The 14,698-nt window shown below is 67.4% G+C and carries 19 protein-coding genes; 9 read left to right on the top strand and 10 right to left on the bottom strand.

The window, feature by feature from the left end; translation table 11 throughout:
• Positions 1-64 precede the first annotated feature (64 nt).
• Positions 65-1,348, bottom strand: coding sequence for a C13 family peptidase (locus JNJ68_RS18690; RefSeq protein WP_294985053.1), 1,284 nt, complete (start codon positions 1,346-1,348; stop codon positions 65-67).
• A 155-nt stretch (positions 1,349-1,503) separates the two neighbouring features.
• Here JNJ68_RS18690 and JNJ68_RS18695 point away from each other — a divergent pair, with 155 nt between their 5' ends.
• Positions 1,504-4,002 carry an FAD-dependent oxidoreductase gene (locus JNJ68_RS18695; protein WP_294985056.1) on the top strand — a complete coding sequence of 833 codons (2,499 nt, stop codon included), beginning with the start codon at positions 1,504-1,506 and terminating at the stop codon, positions 4,000-4,002.
• Between the two features lie 72 nt (positions 4,003-4,074).
• Here the strand turns inward: JNJ68_RS18695 and JNJ68_RS18700 are convergent, their stop codons facing one another.
• Positions 4,075-4,377, bottom strand: a complete 303-nt coding sequence (locus JNJ68_RS18700; protein WP_294985058.1) for a DUF962 domain-containing protein — start codon at positions 4,375-4,377, stop codon at positions 4,075-4,077.
• A 127-nt stretch (positions 4,378-4,504) separates the two neighbouring features.
• On the opposite strand from JNJ68_RS18700, the gene JNJ68_RS18705 reads away from it, so the two are divergent.
• On the top strand, positions 4,505-4,822 hold the full coding sequence (locus JNJ68_RS18705) for a hypothetical protein (protein WP_294985060.1): 318 nt from the start codon (positions 4,505-4,507) through the stop codon (positions 4,820-4,822).
• Here JNJ68_RS18705 and JNJ68_RS18710 read toward each other — a convergent pair.
• A complete protein-coding gene (locus tag JNJ68_RS18710) occupies positions 4,819-5,148 on the bottom strand; it encodes a metalloregulator ArsR/SmtB family transcription factor (protein ID WP_294985063.1) in 330 nt (109 codons plus the stop codon). The two genes, JNJ68_RS18705 and JNJ68_RS18710, sit on opposite strands and share 4 nt — an antisense overlap.
• 194 nt (positions 5,149-5,342) lie before the next feature.
• Between JNJ68_RS18710 and JNJ68_RS18715 the strand changes: the two genes are divergently transcribed.
• From JNJ68_RS18715 to JNJ68_RS18735, 5 genes are all read left to right on the top strand, one after another.
• Positions 5,343-5,669, top strand: a complete 327-nt coding sequence (locus JNJ68_RS18715) for an AtpZ/AtpI family protein (RefSeq protein ID WP_294985065.1) — start codon at positions 5,343-5,345, stop codon at positions 5,667-5,669.
• A 2-nt stretch (positions 5,670-5,671) separates the two neighbouring features.
• The gene (locus JNJ68_RS18720) at positions 5,672-6,427 is read left to right on the top strand and encodes a F0F1 ATP synthase subunit A (protein WP_294985067.1); all 756 of its coding nucleotides are present in this window, start codon (positions 5,672-5,674) and stop codon (positions 6,425-6,427) included.
• Between the two features lie 46 nt (positions 6,428-6,473).
• Complete coding sequence (locus JNJ68_RS18725) at positions 6,474-6,710, top strand: F0F1 ATP synthase subunit C (protein ID WP_294974368.1); 237 nt, start codon at positions 6,474-6,476, stop codon at positions 6,708-6,710.
• A gap of 83 nt (positions 6,711-6,793) precedes the next feature.
• Positions 6,794-7,345 carry a F0F1 ATP synthase subunit B' gene (locus JNJ68_RS18730; RefSeq protein WP_294985070.1) on the top strand — a complete coding sequence of 184 codons (552 nt, stop codon included), beginning with the start codon at positions 6,794-6,796 and terminating at the stop codon, positions 7,343-7,345.
• A 4-nt stretch (positions 7,346-7,349) separates the two neighbouring features.
• Positions 7,350-7,904 carry a F0F1 ATP synthase subunit B gene (locus JNJ68_RS18735; RefSeq protein ID WP_294985073.1) on the top strand — a complete coding sequence of 185 codons (555 nt, stop codon included), beginning with the start codon at positions 7,350-7,352 and terminating at the stop codon, positions 7,902-7,904.
• Positions 7,905-8,050: 146 nt separating this feature from the next.
• Here the strand turns inward: JNJ68_RS18735 and JNJ68_RS18740 are convergent, their stop codons facing one another.
• The 5 genes from JNJ68_RS18740 to dgcA all read right to left on the bottom strand — a co-directional run bounded on the left by JNJ68_RS18740 (position 8,051) and on the right by dgcA (position 11,464).
• Entirely contained in the window at positions 8,051-8,350 is a 300-nt protein-coding gene (locus JNJ68_RS18740; RefSeq protein WP_294985076.1) for an AzlD domain-containing protein, read from the bottom strand.
• The gene (locus JNJ68_RS18745; RefSeq protein WP_294985078.1) at positions 8,347-9,036 is read right to left on the bottom strand and encodes an AzlC family ABC transporter permease; all 690 of its coding nucleotides are present in this window, start codon (positions 9,034-9,036) and stop codon (positions 8,347-8,349) included. The genes JNJ68_RS18740 and JNJ68_RS18745 overlap by 4 nt, the downstream gene beginning before the upstream one ends.
• 49 nt (positions 9,037-9,085) lie before the next feature.
• On the bottom strand, positions 9,086-9,532 hold the full coding sequence (locus JNJ68_RS18750; RefSeq protein ID WP_294985081.1) for a YaiI/YqxD family protein: 447 nt from the start codon (positions 9,530-9,532) through the stop codon (positions 9,086-9,088).
• 102 nt (positions 9,533-9,634) lie between these two features.
• On the bottom strand, positions 9,635-10,498 hold the full coding sequence (locus tag JNJ68_RS18755; protein WP_294985084.1) for a D-amino-acid transaminase: 864 nt from the start codon (positions 10,496-10,498) through the stop codon (positions 9,635-9,637).
• 3 nt (positions 10,499-10,501) lie between these two features.
• The gene (dgcA, locus tag JNJ68_RS18760; RefSeq protein WP_294985086.1) at positions 10,502-11,464 is read right to left on the bottom strand and encodes an N-acetyl-D-Glu racemase DgcA; all 963 of its coding nucleotides are present in this window, start codon (positions 11,462-11,464) and stop codon (positions 10,502-10,504) included.
• A gap of 141 nt (positions 11,465-11,605) precedes the next feature.
• Here dgcA and JNJ68_RS18765 point away from each other — a divergent pair, with 141 nt between their 5' ends.
• Positions 11,606-12,562 (top strand): L-malyl-CoA/beta-methylmalyl-CoA lyase, encoded by a 957-nt coding sequence (locus JNJ68_RS18765; RefSeq protein ID WP_294985089.1) that lies wholly within the window; start codon positions 11,606-11,608, stop codon positions 12,560-12,562.
• 26 nt (positions 12,563-12,588) lie between these two features.
• Here the strand turns inward: JNJ68_RS18765 and JNJ68_RS18770 are convergent, their stop codons facing one another.
• Together JNJ68_RS18770 and JNJ68_RS18775 are read right to left on the bottom strand one after the other, a co-directional pair.
• Positions 12,589-13,536 (bottom strand): 1-phosphofructokinase family hexose kinase, encoded by a 948-nt coding sequence (locus JNJ68_RS18770; protein WP_294985092.1) that lies wholly within the window; start codon positions 13,534-13,536, stop codon positions 12,589-12,591.
• Positions 13,537-13,667: 131 nt separating this feature from the next.
• Complete coding sequence (locus JNJ68_RS18775) at positions 13,668-14,078, bottom strand: metallopeptidase family protein (RefSeq protein WP_294985095.1); 411 nt, start codon at positions 14,076-14,078, stop codon at positions 13,668-13,670.
• 88 nt (positions 14,079-14,166) lie between these two features.
• Here JNJ68_RS18775 and JNJ68_RS18780 point away from each other — a divergent pair, with 88 nt between their 5' ends.
• Positions 14,167-14,595, top strand: a complete 429-nt coding sequence (locus tag JNJ68_RS18780) for a DUF1801 domain-containing protein (RefSeq protein WP_294985097.1) — start codon at positions 14,167-14,169, stop codon at positions 14,593-14,595.
• Positions 14,596-14,698 lie beyond the last annotated feature (103 nt).

The raw sequence follows: 14,698 nt of genomic DNA on the forward strand, positions 1-14,698 counted from the left end.
CCTCGCGCGCCTTCGGCTTCTCGTCGGTGGCGAGGAGAAACGAAGTGCACGACGAGCGCCCCCGTCAGCGCGCCGCCAGAAGCCGGTCCAGTACCGCCCCGATCTCCGCCCCTTCGCTGATCTGCGGCAGGCTCTGCGTCAGCCCGTCCGCCGCTTCCTTCCGCGCCACGTCCTGCGCCGCCAGCGGAAAGGCCTTGCGCGGGTCCGGCTCCGACCGCAGCCCGAGATCGAAGAACGACCGTCCGAACTCCGTCCACTCCGCCCCGTCGCGGCACCCGAACGAGGTCCGGTCCCCCCGCGCCGCGGTGATGATCAGCCGGTCGGGCGCGGCGATGTCGTCGATGAACGACCCCGAATGGCAGGCCGAGACGACGATCACCGCGGGGCCGATCCCGCTGGCCTCCAGCATCGCCGCAAACTCCGTCGCCATCAGGTCACGGGTCCCTGCCTCGGGGAAATCCAGCGCAAAGCTGTCCTCACGGCCATGCGAGGCGAGGAAGAGGAAAGCCACATCCTCCGGCCCCTGCCGTCGGCCGATCTCGGCCAGCGCGCGGGCCAGGTTCGCCCGGTTCGCCAGCGGATACCGCATCGGATGGTCGTGGCTGTTCGCCAGCCGCAGCGTCCGCCCGCCCGAACCAAATTGCACGTCAAGAATGGCCGAGACGCTGTCCACCTCGGTCAGGAACACCGACTGCTCCGCCGTGCCCCCCAGCGCCAGGGCAAAAACCTCCGGCACCCCCGGCACCTGCGGCGTCAGCGCCGCGACCTGCTCCCCCATCAGCCGGTCTTGAGCCGCATACAGCGCCTCGACATCGACCGGCGTATAGGCCTCGTCCCATTCCGCATCGGGGAAAACATACAGCGCGTCCACCGGGAACCAGCGCAGCGCCACCTCCTTGGTGCCGAGGAACACCACCGCCATCACCAGCCCCGCCCGGAGCCATTGCCGCCACGGCCCCCGCAGCAGCCAGACCAGCAGCGCCACCTGCAGCAGATGCGACACTCCCCGCACCGCCGCCACCCGCGCCTCGGTCGCGAACAGGCCGGGCGCCTCGCGAACCAGCGTCCAGAGCGCCAGGTTCAGCACTGCCCCCAGCAGGAACAACAGCGTCACCGCCCGCGCCAGCAGGTCCAGCCGCCCCACCAGCGCCAGCCCGAGGACCAGCCCCGCCACCACCACCGCGCTTTGCGCCACCGCCGTCTGCACGCCCCAGAGCGACAACTCGCCCCCCGGCCCGAACGTCCCCACCTGCGCCGCGATCTCGGCCAGCCACGAAACGACAATCGCCCCCAGCGCCACCAGCGCGGGCCGGGCCGAATTGCGCGGAAGCGTGTCGCTAACGATCATGCCCGATTCCCTTTTCCGCCCTTCAACCCCAGAATCCGGGCAAGACTGCGGCGGCTTGTCGCGAATGTCGTTTTCTGACGCCAAAGGTCGGGTGGACTTGCCCGCCTTCTCGCGCCTCTGTCAGATAGGGGCAAACCTTTTGCGGGAGCCCCCAGATGAAAACCCATGTGAAAGCCCTTGTCGTCGGCGGCGGCGCGGTCGGCACCGGGATCGCCTACCACCTGGCGAAAGCCGGCTGGGACACCATGCTGGTGGAACGCGACGAGCTGACCGCGGGCTCCACCTGGCACGCCGCCGGTCTGCTGCCGCTCTTCAACATGGGCTACGCGACCACCCACATCCACAAGTACTCGGTCGACTTCTACAAGGGCCTGCAGGCTGAAACCGGCCTCGACGCGGGCTTCTATGTCGTCGGCAACCTGCGGATGGCGCAACACCAGCAGCGGATGGACGAGTATATGCTCTACTCCTCCGTCGCCGAGACCGCCGGGGTCTATCACGAGTTCCTTAGTCCCAAGGAAATCAAGGACCGCTGGCCGCTGGTCCGCACCGAAGACCTGATCGGCGCGCTCTACCACCCGCAGGACGGCTACATCAACCCGGCCGACGTGACTCAGGCCATGGCCAAGGGCGCCCGCCAGCACGGTGCCACCATCGAGCGCAAGGTTCAGGTCGACGGCTACCGCTGGACTGGCAGCGAATGGATCGTCTCCTGCACCCGGCTTGAGGAAAAGGGCGGGATGCTGGTCGCCACCGACGACAAGTTCGACATCACCGCCGAGCACGTCGTCACCGCCACCGGCAACCACGCCCAGCGGACGGCCAAGCTCCTCGGCATCAAGACCCCCGCCGTGGTGGTCGAGCACCAGTATATCGTGACCGAACCCGACCCGGCGCTGGTGGAATGGCGCAAGACCAACCCGCAGCACCCGGTCCTGCGCGACGCCGACGCCAAGTGGTATGTGCGCGAGGAACGCGGCGGCTGGATCCTCGGCCCCTACGAGAAAGGCGCCCCCGCCCGCTTCCAGTATGGCGTCCCCGACAGCTTCCGCGCCGACCTCTTCCCGCTCGACCTCGAAAGGATCGAGCAGGAATACATGTCCTTCATCCACCGGATCCCGTCCTCGGAAACCGTGGGCCTGAAGGACGACTACAACGGCCCGATCTGCTATACCCCCGACGGCAACCCGCTGGTCGGCCCCGCCCCGGGCCTGCGCAACATGTGGCTGGCGGAAGGCTTCTCCTTCGGCATCACCGCCGCGGGCGGCACCGGCCATTACCTCGCCCAGCTGATGACGCAAGGCGAGGCCGAGATCGACATGGCCTCGCTCGACCCCAAGCGCTTCGGCGGCTGGATGACCACCGAATACGCTTCCCGCAAGAACGAGGAATGCTACGACCACGTCTTCATCCTGCACCACCCGGACGAGGAACGCGAAGCCTGCCGTCCCTTGCGCACCGCCCCCGCCTATGACCGCCAGAAAGTGATGGGCGCGCAATTCGGTCAGGTGAACGGCTGGGAACGCCCGAACTACTATGGCCCGAAGGATGCCCCCGCCGACTTCGACCACAACTCGCGCAGCTTCCGCCGGGGTGAGTGGTGGCAGTATGCGAAGGCCGAGGCCGAAGCCGTCCGCAACACCGTCGGCATCATCGACGCCTCTGCCTTCACCAAGCACCTGGTCCGTGGCCCCGGTGCGACCGCCTTCCTCGACCACTTCACCTGCAACAAGCTGCCGAACGTGGGCCGGATCAACCTGACCTATGCCCTGACCGACCACGGCACGACGCGGACCGAATACACCATCGTCCGGCTGAAGCAGGATGAATACTACCTGATCTCCGCCGGCGCCTGGACGGCCTACGACTACGACTTCCTTCAGAAATCCGCCGACGACTGGATGGCCGCAGGCAAGGGTGCCATCGACATCCATGACGTGACGACCCAATGGGGAGTCTACGCCCTCGCCGGTCCGAACGCCCGTGCGCTCCTGAAAGAGATCGTCAAGGACGCCGACCCCGACACCGTCCTGTCGAACAAGCGCTTCCCCTGGCTCAGCTACCGCGACATCGAGCTGGGCATGTGCCCCGTCCGCGCCGTCCGCGTGGCCTATACCGGCGAGCTTGGCTGGGAACTGCACTACCCGATCGAATTCGGCCGCTATCTCTGGGACCTGATCTGGTCGGTTGGCGAAAAGCACGGCCTGAAGGGCGTCGGTGCCCGGGCGCAGAACTGGCTGCGGCAGGAAAAATCCTACCGTGCCTTCGGCAACGAGCTTGGCCGCGACGCGACCCCGCTGGAGGCGGACCTGCCGCGCTTTGTCGACCTGTCGAAAGAGTTCCGCGGCAAGGCCAGGATGCTGGAAACCGGCATCCGCTCCAAATGCGTGACACTGTTGATCGACGGCCCGGCGGACGCCGATCCCTGGGGCAAGGAAGCCATCCTGAACGGCGGCATCAAGGTCGGCCGCCTGACCTCGGGTGGCTATTCGGTCGCCTTCGGCAAGCAGATCGGCATGGGTTACGTCCCCGCAGACCTTGCGGTTCCCGGCACGAAGCTGAAGGTCAAGATGCAGCTCAAGGAATGGGATGCCGTCGTGACCGAAGACAGCCCCTTCGACCCGACCAACGCCCGCATCCGGGTGGACGGTTGACCGATTTCTACGAAGATATCGTGCCGGAGCCTTCAAAGGCTCCGGTGCAAAATCCTTGAAGATTTCGGCGGCTCACACCCGCCCCGTCACCTTCTTCCACCACCAGCGCGTGCCGACCAGCAGGAAGCGCCAGTCCTTGAAGAACTCCGGCGGCTTGCCCTCGATGGCGTGGCCGATGAACTGCAAGGCCCAGCCCAGGACGAACAGCCCCAGGGCCCAGGGCCAGAGGCCCGCGACGAAGATCGCCAACATTCCCAGCGCAATCGCCACCACGATCATCGGGATGCCGAAAGTATGCGTCAGCCGGTTCCACCGGTTCCGGTGGCTTTCCGCATATTCGGCGATCCAGTCGTCCCAACTGCGTCCGTTCAGCATCGCTTGCTCCTCTCCGGTCAAGGGTAGGCCCGGCTTTCCTCCTGGCCAAGCGGAATCCGGCCTCTGCCCCGGTCCCGACTTGAAGCTGTAAGACTCGGTCTCCATTTTCGTCACCATGGGGGCACGGATGACCAACGGCGAACGCAGGTTTCAACGACAGTTCGACGCGCTGGCGCGGCTGATCCCGCCCCTGCGCGGGCCGATGTCGACGCTGCGGCGCGACAGCTGGTTTCCAGTCCGCTTCCCCCTTGCCCTGATCCTGATCGCGGGCGGTTTCTTCGCCTTCCTGCCCGTCCTTGGCGTCTGGATGCTGCCCCTCGGCCTTCTCCTCCTCGCCGTCGACCTGCCTGTCCTGCGCGGCCCGATCTCGGCACTGATCATCCGGGGCCGCCGCAAGGGCCGTCGGCTCGCGATGCGCTGGCGACACTGGCGGCGGGGACATTAGTCCTCCTCCGACAACTCCTGCTCCAGAAACCGTTCGAAGGCATCCAGGTCCAGCGGATCAACCTGCCCGAAGGCCCGCATCCAGACCGTCGCCTCGCGCATCGCCTCAGGTTCCAGCTTGCACCAGATCACCCGGCCGCGCTTTTCCCGGCTGATCAGGCTGGCCTCCGACAGGACCGCCAGGTGCTTGGAAATAGCGGCCAGGCTCATCGCGAAGGGTTCGGCGACATCCGTCACCGCCATGTCGTCTTCCAGCAGCATGGCCAGGATCGCCCGCCGTGTCGGGTCGGCCAGCGCGGCAAAGACGGTATCCAGTCGGTCGGTCATCCGCCGCTTATCCCGCGCGCCCTGGCAATCGTCAACCGCGGGGTTGAATATGGGAAAGCGCACCCGGGGGCCACCAAGGCACCGCATGACCTTCCAAACTCAAGCAAATACAGATACTTGCCTGCCGCTCTGCGCGCTTGACTCTCGCCCCCCCGCTCCGTAGAACCGCGACGACCGTGAAGGGGCCAAGCCTTATGGCAACCGAACCCGATCCTGACCGTCTCCGCGCCCTGGAAGCGCGGCTTCATCAGGCGAAGGGCAAGCCGGAGGTGAAGCCGACCGAAACGGCCAGGGGTTTCTCGCAGGGCGAGGTGGCCTGGAGGATGGTGATCGAGCTGGCGACCGGCATCCTGCTGGGGTCCGCCATCGGTTACGGGCTCGACGTGCTGTTCGGCACTCTGCCGGTCCTTCTGATCATCTTCTCGCTCTTCGGCTTCGCCGCGGGCATCAAGACGATGCTCGGCACCGCGAAGGAACTGGGACGAAAGACCGGCAAAGCCGGACAGGACGAAGGGAACTGACCATGGCGACGGAAGAACACGGCAGCGGGCTGGCGATCCATCCGATGGATCAGTTCATCGTCAAGCCGCTGTTCGGCGACGGCCCGATCCACTGGTACACCCCCACCAACGTCACCCTCTGGATGGGCATCGCCATCCTCGCGATGATCGCGCTTCTCGTCCTGTCGACCCGCCGCCGCGCCATCGTCCCCTCGCGCGGGCAGTCGGTGGCCGAGATGTTCTACGGCTTCATCCACAAGCTGGTGGAAGACGTCGCGGGACACGAAGGCCTGAAGTTCTTCCCCTATGTGATGACGCTTTTCATGTTCGTCTTCCTGTCGAACATCCTGGGCCTCATCCCGATGTCCTTCACCACCACCTCGCATATCGCCGTCACCGCGGTGCTGGCGTTGATGGTGTTCCTGACCGTCACCCTCGTCGGCTTCTACCGCAAGGGCCTCGGCTTCCTCTCGATGTTCTGGGTTTCCTCGGCGCCGCTGATCCTGCGCCCGATCCTCGCCGTGATCGAGCTGATCTCGTATTTCGTTCGTCCGCTCAGCCATTCCGTCCGTCTTGGCGGCAACATGATGGCCGGTCACGCCGTGATCAAGGTCTTCGCCGGGTTCGCCGGCGCGATGGGCGTGGCTTCGGTGCTGCCGATTGCCGCCATCGCGGCGGTCTACGGGCTTGAACTCCTGGTCGCCTCGGTCCAGGCCTACGTCTTCACCATTCTGACCTGCGTGTACCTGCGCGACGCCGTCGGCGACGCCCACCACTAGGGTCCGGACAACCAACCTCAAGCATTCCATCCATAGGAGAGACATCATGGAAGGCGAACTCGCTCTGCTCGGCAAATACATCGGCGCCGGTCTTGCAACCATCGGTCTGGGCGGCGCCGGCATCGGCGTGGGCCACATTGCCGGCAACTTCCTGTCGGGCGCCCTGCGCAACCCGTCGGCCGCTCCCGGCCAGATGGCCAACCTCTTCGTCGGCATCGCCTTCGCCGAAGCGCTCGGGATCTTCTCGTTCCTGATCGCGCTCCTGCTGATGTTCGCCGTCTGATCCGACGAACGACGCCCAGCGATTGGCGGCGCCGGATCATCGGCGCCGTTCCGGCGTGAAGACGAACCCGATGGGGGACGACGATGTCAACTGAACCGATCGTTGAGGAGGCCGCCGGCCTTTGCGTCAACGAACATGGCGGCGCCATCGGCATGCCGCAGCTTTGCGGCGACTGGATTCCGAACCAGGTCTTCTGGCTTCTGGTCACGCTGGTCGTGATCTACTTCGTGCTGTCGAAGATCGCCCTGCCGCGCATCGCTGCGGTGCTGGCCGACCGGAAAGGCACGATCACCAACGATCTCGCCGCCGCCGAAGAACTGAAGCAGAAAGCCGTCGCCGCCGAAAAGGCCTATAACGACGCGCTGGCCAATGCGCGGACGGAAGCGGGCAAGATCGTTGCGGCAGCCAAGGCCGAGATCCAGAAGGATCTCGACGCCGCCACCACGAAGGCCGATGCCGAGATCGCCGCGAAAGCCGCGGAATCAGAGAAGACCATCGCCGGCATCCGCGACGGCGCCGCCGCTGCGGTGGCCGAAGTCGCCCGCGACGTGGCTGCCGAACTGGTCGGCGCGCTGGGGGGCGGGGCGGATGCGAAGACGGTCACGGCTGCCGTGACGGCACGGCTGAAGGGGTAAGGCGATGAAGAAACTCTCCATCCTCCTTGCCCTTCTGGCCTCGCCCGCGATGGCGGCCTCGGGTCCGTTCTTCTCGCTGCAGAACACCAACTTCGTGGTGCTCATCGCCTTCATCGCCTTCATCGGCATCCTGATCTACGCCAAGGTTCCCGCGAAGCTGACCGGCATGCTCGACGCCCGCGCGGCGACGATCAAGGCCGAACTGGACGAAGCGCGGAGCTTGCGCGAAGAGGCCAAGTCGATCCTCGCCACCTATGAGCGTCGGCAGAAGGAAGTGCAGGAACAGGCCGACCGGATCGTGTCGCAGGCCCGGGAAGAGGCGCTCGCCGCCGCCGCCCAGGCGAAGGCCGATCTCAAGGCCTCCATCGCCCGCCGTCTGGCTTCGGCGACCGAACAGATCGCCTCGGCCGAAGCAGCCGCGATCCGCCAGGTGCGCGAACAGGCCGTCTCGGTGGCCGTGGCCGCGGCAGGCGACGTGCTGTCGAAGCAGATGACGGCAGAGGCTGCGTCCTCCTCGATCGACGACGCGATTGCCCAGGTCGAAGCCCGGCTGCACTGAGCACCACTTGCAGAAATCGAAACCGGCGGTCCGCAAGGGCCGCCGGTTTTGCTTTGCGGGAACCGCTCGTCGAGCACTTTTCGTGCACTCCTCGCTGGAGCACCGCCCTCACGACGAGGAGCCGAAGGCGAACGAGGAGTAGCCCCTCAAAGCCCCGCCCAGCGTAGCCCGGCCACCACGACAACCCCCAGCAAAGCCGCCGCCACGTCGCTGCGCAGCACCAGCGTCAGCCCCACGACCGCGGCCAGCGCCAGCCCCTCCGCCGGCCCGCCCGCCTGCACCGCCAGCGCGGTGATCCCGGCCATCACCCCCAGCGGCGTCGCCCGCAGCGCGGCCTCCACCCTTGGCGAGACCGGAACGAAGCGCATCAGCGTGAACCCGGCGACCCGGCACAGGAGCGCCGCCGATGCCATCACCGCCAGCAGGACCGGGAAACTGTCGGTCATGCCTCCCCCCGATGCATCAGTGCCGCCACAGCCCCGGCGGCCAGCCCCGCCCCGATGATCGCGGGCGCAGGCCCAGCGAGATGGAAGATCGCCAAGGCCGCCCCCGCGCCCACCGCCACCGGCAGCAGGTCGACCCGGCTGTGCACCATCGCCGTCACCATTCCGGCAGCAAAGCAGGGCAGCATCAGGTCGAAGCCCAGCGCTTCGGGACGCGGCAGCACCGAAACCGCCGCCGCCCCCAGCGCCGTGCCCGACAGCCAGCCCACCGCAATCGGCGCGCCGGTGCCCGCCAGGTAGGCCCGGTCCTCCTCGCCCGCCCGGATCGCCCGCATGGTCATCAGCCAGTTGGCGTCCCCCAGCAGCAGCAGGCTGCCATAGGCCTTCACCGGCCCCGCCCCCCACAGCCAGGGCTGCAAGGTCGCTCCGAACAACAGGTAGCGCGCATTGATCACCAGGATCGCCGCGAACAGCGCCCAGATCGTCGCCTGCCCGGTCTGCAACAGATTCACTGCCGCCAGCTGCGCTGACCCGGAATAGATCGCAGCACTCATCGCCACCGACTTCACGACGCCGAACCCCGCCTGCGCCGCGACCAGCCCGAACCCCAGCCCGTAGGCAAAGATCGACACCGCCAGCGGCACCCCATCCCGCGCCCCGCGCCGGAAACCATCCAGGGAGAAGACCACCCCGCTCATCGTAGGTCGGGGCGTGCCCCGACTCTGCCCCCACCCCGAATCATCGCGCCGCCGCCCGCAGCACCCGGTCCAGCACGTCCAGGAACCGGCTCCGGTCCGCCTTGGAGAAGGCCCTCCCGCCCCCCTGCCGGAATGGATCAGCCGACCGCAGGTCCTGCATCAGGTCCCTTGTGGCCAGCGCCATCCCGACATTGGCCGCCGTCAGTTCCTCGCCGTTGTGCTTGACCACCCGCGCCCCCGCCGCCACGCATTTCGCCGCCAGCGGGATGTCTCCGGTGACAACCACATCCCCCGGCCCGCAGGCTTCGGCGATCCACTTGTCCGCTTCATCGGGGCCGCTGGAAACGAAGACGCTCTCCACCAGCGGGTTCTGCGAGGGTCTTATCCCCCCGTTCGACACCACCACCATCCGCACCCGATGGCGCGTCGCCACCGTCTCGGCCTCACCCTTCACCGGGCAGGCATCGGCGTCGATATAAAGCGTCATGTGGCCCCCGGATGGGCGTGGACAGGTGTTAAGAAACCCCTAACGGAAAATCGCAACCCATTGATTCTGAGGGAAACGCGGCGATTGTCCACCGTGGACACCTCAGATCGCCGCCTTCCGCATCTCGTCCAGATAGATCTCCCGTAGCCGCGCCGCGACCGGCCCCGGCTTGCCGGTCCCGACCGGCTTCCCGTCGACCTCGACCACCGGCATCACGAAGATCGAGGCCGCGGTCGAGAACGCCTCGTCCGCCCCCTGCGCCTCGGCGGGAGTGAAGGCCCGCTCCTCCACCTCGAACTGCGCCTCCCTCGCGAAGCGCAGCACCGCCGCCCGGGTGATCCCGTGCAGGATATCGTTGCCCAGGGCCCGGGTGATGATCCGGTTCCCCTTTACGATCCAGGCGTTGTTCGAGGTCCCCTCGGTCACCGCCCCGTCGTCATCCGTGAACCAGCTGTCGTCCACCCCCGCCTTCTTCGCCGCCATCTTCCCCATCGAGGGGTACAAGAGCTGCACCGTCTTGATATCCACCCGGCTCCACCGCAGGTCCGGGATGGTGATCACCCGGAACCCGGTCTTCGCGGCGGGCGCATCGGCCAGGTTCGGGATATCCTGCGTGAAGGCGACGATGGTCCCCGGCAGGTCGGCGGCGGGGAATACAAAGCTGCGATCCCCCGGATTGCCCCGCGTGACCTGCAGGTAGATCATCCCCTGCTCGATCCCATTCCGCGCGACCAGTTCCCGGTGCATCGCCAAGAGTTCCGCCTCGCTGACCGGGCAGGTCATCTCCAGCTCCGCCAGCGACCGCCAGAGCCGTTTCACATGCCCGTCGAAGTCGATCAGCTTCCCGTCCAGCACCGAGGTCACCTCATAGACCCCATCCGCCATCAGGAAGCCCCGGTCGAAGATCGACACCTTCGCCTCGCTTTCGGGCAGGTAGTCTCCATTCACATAGACGGTGCGGGTCATGCTCTATCCCCAAAGCTGCGGCAGGGCCGGGTGGATGTGGCGGTCGTCGTATCGGACCGGATTGTCGCGGTCCTGCGCCATGTCGGCGGGGCCGTCAAGGTCGGACCAGTCGGCCGCCTGCGCGACCAGGATCGCGGGGGCCATCGAGAGCGAGGTCGAGATCATGCAGCCGACCATCACCTTCAGCCCCAGCCGCCGGGCCTCGGCGCGGGCACGCAGGGCCTCGGTCAACCCGCCGGTCTTGTCGAGCTTCAGGTTCACCACATCGTACTTGCCCACCAGCCCGGGCAGCGAGGCCGCATCATGGGCGCTTTCGTCGGCGCAGACCGGCAGCGGGCGAGCGATCTCGGCCAGCATGTCGTCGGCCCCCTGCGGGAGCGGCTGTTCCACCATCTCCACCCCCAGCCGGATCAGGTGCGGGGCAAGGTCGGTGTAGACCTCGGGCGTCCAGCCCTCGTTCGCGTCGACGATCAGGCGGACCTTCGGGGCGCCCTGCCGGACCGCCTCGATCCGGGGCATGTCGGCGGGGGTGCCAAGCTTGACTTTCAGCACTGCACGATGGGCGTTCCGCGCGGCGGCAGCGCGCATCGCCTGCGGCGTGTCGAGCGAGAGGGTGAAGGCGATCTCCACCGGCTTCGGCTCGGCGAGACCGGCAAGCTGCCACACGGGCCTTCCCGCAGCCTTCGCCTCCAGATCCCAGAGCGCGCAGTCCACCGCATTCCGTGCCGCGCCGGGCTTCATCGCCTGTTGCAGGGCGGCGCGCGTGATCCTCTCGGGCAGGGCGGTTATTGCCGCGATCGCCTCCTCCACCGTCTCGCCATAGCGCGGATAGGGCAGGCCTTCGCCCCAGCCGCGATACCCGCCGCGGGTGACGGTGGCGGTGACCACCCGCGCCTCGGTCTTCGAGCCGCGCGAGATGGTGAAATGGTTGCGGAGCGGGAAGGTCTCGGCCTGGGCGGTGATCATGGGCGGGACTGTAGGGGGCAGCGCCGGGTTTGGAAAGGCGCGCGAGTTTCTGCATAAGCAAAAGGAATGTTGCGCCGCCGCGCGCAACAATATAACCCTGGCAAAGCAACCCGCGACATATCCTTGCCCACAGGAATCCCCATGAGCTTCCGCCTGCAACCCGCTGCCCCCGCCCGCCCGAACCGCTGCCAGCTTTTCGGCCCCGGCTCGCGGCCCGAGCTTTTCGCCAAGATGGCGGCAAGTGCTGCGGATGTGATCAACCTCGACCTGGAGGACTCCGTCGCCCCGGCGGACAAGCCGCAGGCGCGGGCGAACATCATCAAGGCGATCTCCGAGGTCGACTGGGGCCGCAAGACGCTGAGCGTGCGGATCAACGGGCTGGATACGCCGTTCTGGTACCGCGACGTGGTCGACCTGCTGGAGCAGGCGGGCGACCGGCTGGACCAGATCATGATCCCTAAGGTCGGCTGCGCGGCGGATGTCTATGCGGTGGATGCGCTGGTGACCGCCTGCGAGGCGGCGGCGGGTCGCAAGAAGCGGATCGGGCTGGAGGTGATCATCGAAACGGCGGCGGGGATCGCGCATGTCGAGGAGATCGCGGCCTCCTCCCCCCGCTTGCAGGCGATGAGTCTTGGCGCGGCGGATTTCGCCGCCAGCATGGGAATGCAGACCACCGGCATCGGTGGGACGCAGGAAAACTACTACATGCACCGCGAGGGGCAGAAGTATTGGTCCGACCCCTGGCACTGGGCGCAGGCGGCAATCGTGGCGGCCTGCCGGACACATGGCGTCTTGCCGGTCGACGGTCCGTTCGGGGATTTCTCGGACGAAGAGGGGTTCCGGGCGCAGGCGCGACGTTCGGCGACGCTGGGGATGGTCGGCAAATGGGCGATCCACCCGAAGCAGGTGGCGCTGGCGAACGAGGTCTTCACGCCGTCCGAGGCGGCGGTAACCGAGGCGCGGGAAATCCTCGCGGCGATGGAGGCGGCGAAGGCCGCAGGCCAGGGCGCTGCGGTCTACAAGGGGCGGTTGGTGGATATCGCCAGCATGCGGCAGGCCGAGGTGATCGTGCGGCAGGCGGAGCTGATCGGGGTGTAAACCGGGAGGTTGGGTCGAACCCCACTCTACACTTCGCTCACCGCACATTCCGGAAGCAGGCGCATCACGTCTTCCGGGCGACAGAGCTGGGTCGCGTCGGTGGTGACGGCGGCGGAAGCCGCGGCGGAGCCCATCGCCAGCGCCTCGGCGTTCGACTGGCCGCGCGACAGGGCCAGCACGAAGGCGGCGACGAAGCTGTCGCCCGCGCCGACGGTGGACTTGACCCGCACCTTGGCGGCCTTGGCGAAGAGCTTCTGACCGGCGTCGGCCAGAACGTTGCCTTCGGCCCCGCGCGCGACGATCACCGTCCTGGCCACGCCGCGCCGGACCAGCGATTGCGCGAATTCGGCGGTGTCGGCGAGGGTGGGGAGCGGCTTGCCGGCCAGTTCCTCGCCCTCGGGTCCGTCCATCCGCAGGACTTCCAGGCCGGGAATCGGATGGCGCACCGCCTCGGTCAGGGTGGCGCCGGACGTGTCGAGCACGATGCGGCTTTCGGGCATTGAGGCGGCGAGTTGCGCGGGAAAGTCGATCGGCACGCCGGGGGGCTGGCTGCCGGAGATCACCGAGATGCCGCCGGGCCGGGCGGTGGCGCGCAGGAGGGTGAAGACGCGGGCACGTTCCGCCTCGCCCCAGACAGGCCCTGGCAGCATGAAGCGGTATTGCTTGCCGCTGGTGGCCTCGTTCACGGTCAAGGACTGACGCGTCTCGCCGGGGCCGAGGATGGAGAGGAAGGTCACGCCCTCGGCCCGGATCAGGCCCGCCAGCCGGTCGCCGGTCAGCCCGCCGATGGCGACAAGGGCGAGGCTGTCACCCCCCAGGGCCTTGATCGCGCGGGAGACGTTGAGTCCGCCGCCGCCGGGGTCGAGGAGCGGTTCGGCACAGCGCAGCTTGTGGCCGGGAGTCAGCTCGTGCACCTCGGTCGCCATGTCGAGCGCTGGGTTGAGCGTGAGGGTCAGGATCGGAAGCTGGGACATGCGGCACCTGTTCGTGTTACCGCTATCATAGTGGCTTCGGCGTGAAATGGAACTGCTCGCGGCGGGTGGGGCCGGGGGCAAAAGTTTTCGAAAACTCTTGGCAGATTCCTTGGAAGGGTTTGGGCCGGGCCTCACTCCCACCAGGGGTCGATGGCGGCGATGTCGTCGTCGGACCAGCCGAAGTGATGCGCGATCTCGTGGATCACGACATGCGTCACCAATTCCTGGATCGAGACATTGCCGCGTTCGGCCCATTCGTCGAGGATCGGGCGGCGGAAGAGCCAGACCACGTCGGGGCGGGTCATCTGGTCGGCGGTGGATTTCTCGGTCAGCGGAATGCCGTCGTAGAGGCCGGTCAGGTCGAAGGCATCGTCGACACCCAGTTCCTCCAGCACCTCGTCCCCGGGGAAGTCCTCGACCCGCAGGCGGATGTGGGTGGCGGGTTCGCGGAACGGGTCGGGCAGGGTCGAGATCGCCTCATGCGCGAGCTGTTCGAGGAAGGCGAGGGAAGGGGCGATGCTGTCAGGCGAGGGGTTGGTCATGGGCGGAAGATAGGCGGCCCGCGAGGTGGGGGGAAGGGGGCGCGGCGATGCGCTGCCTGTGTTAGGCTGGGTCGGGCGGGAGGTCGGGATGGCGAAGGAAGCGAAGACGAAGAGCGCGCCGCTGGACCGGGAGGCATGGCTGGCGGGGGTGGACCCGAAGCGGCGGGAGGAGGCCGGGCGGCTGCTGGCGATCTTCGGCGAGGTGACGGGCTGGGAGCCGCGGCTCTGGGGGCCGTCGATGGCGGGTTTCGGTCGCTATGCCTATCGCTATGCGAGCGGGCATTCGGGGGAGAGCCTGGCCACGGGGTTCTCGCCGCGGACGGCCGAGCTGTCGATCTACATCATGCCCGGCTATGCGGACTTCGGCGCGCTTCTGGCCCGGCTTGGCCCGCACCGGACCGGCAAGTCCTGCCTTTACATCCGGCGACTGGCGGCAGTGGACGAAACTGTGCTGCGCGAGCTGATCCGGGCGGGGCTGGAGGATCTGGCGCGGTACTGGCCGGTGCATCCGGTGTGATCCTGGAACGGGGAGCCGGCCTCGGGGCATCGAGCCCCTCGGACGGCGTTGCCACGGGATGCGGCACCGTCGGCGAAAACTGGACAAAGGCGGGGGCTTGTGA

It is taken from the genome of Tabrizicola sp., from assembly GCF_016793705.1.
Classification (GTDB): Bacteria; Pseudomonadota; Alphaproteobacteria; order Rhodobacterales; family Rhodobacteraceae; genus Tabrizicola.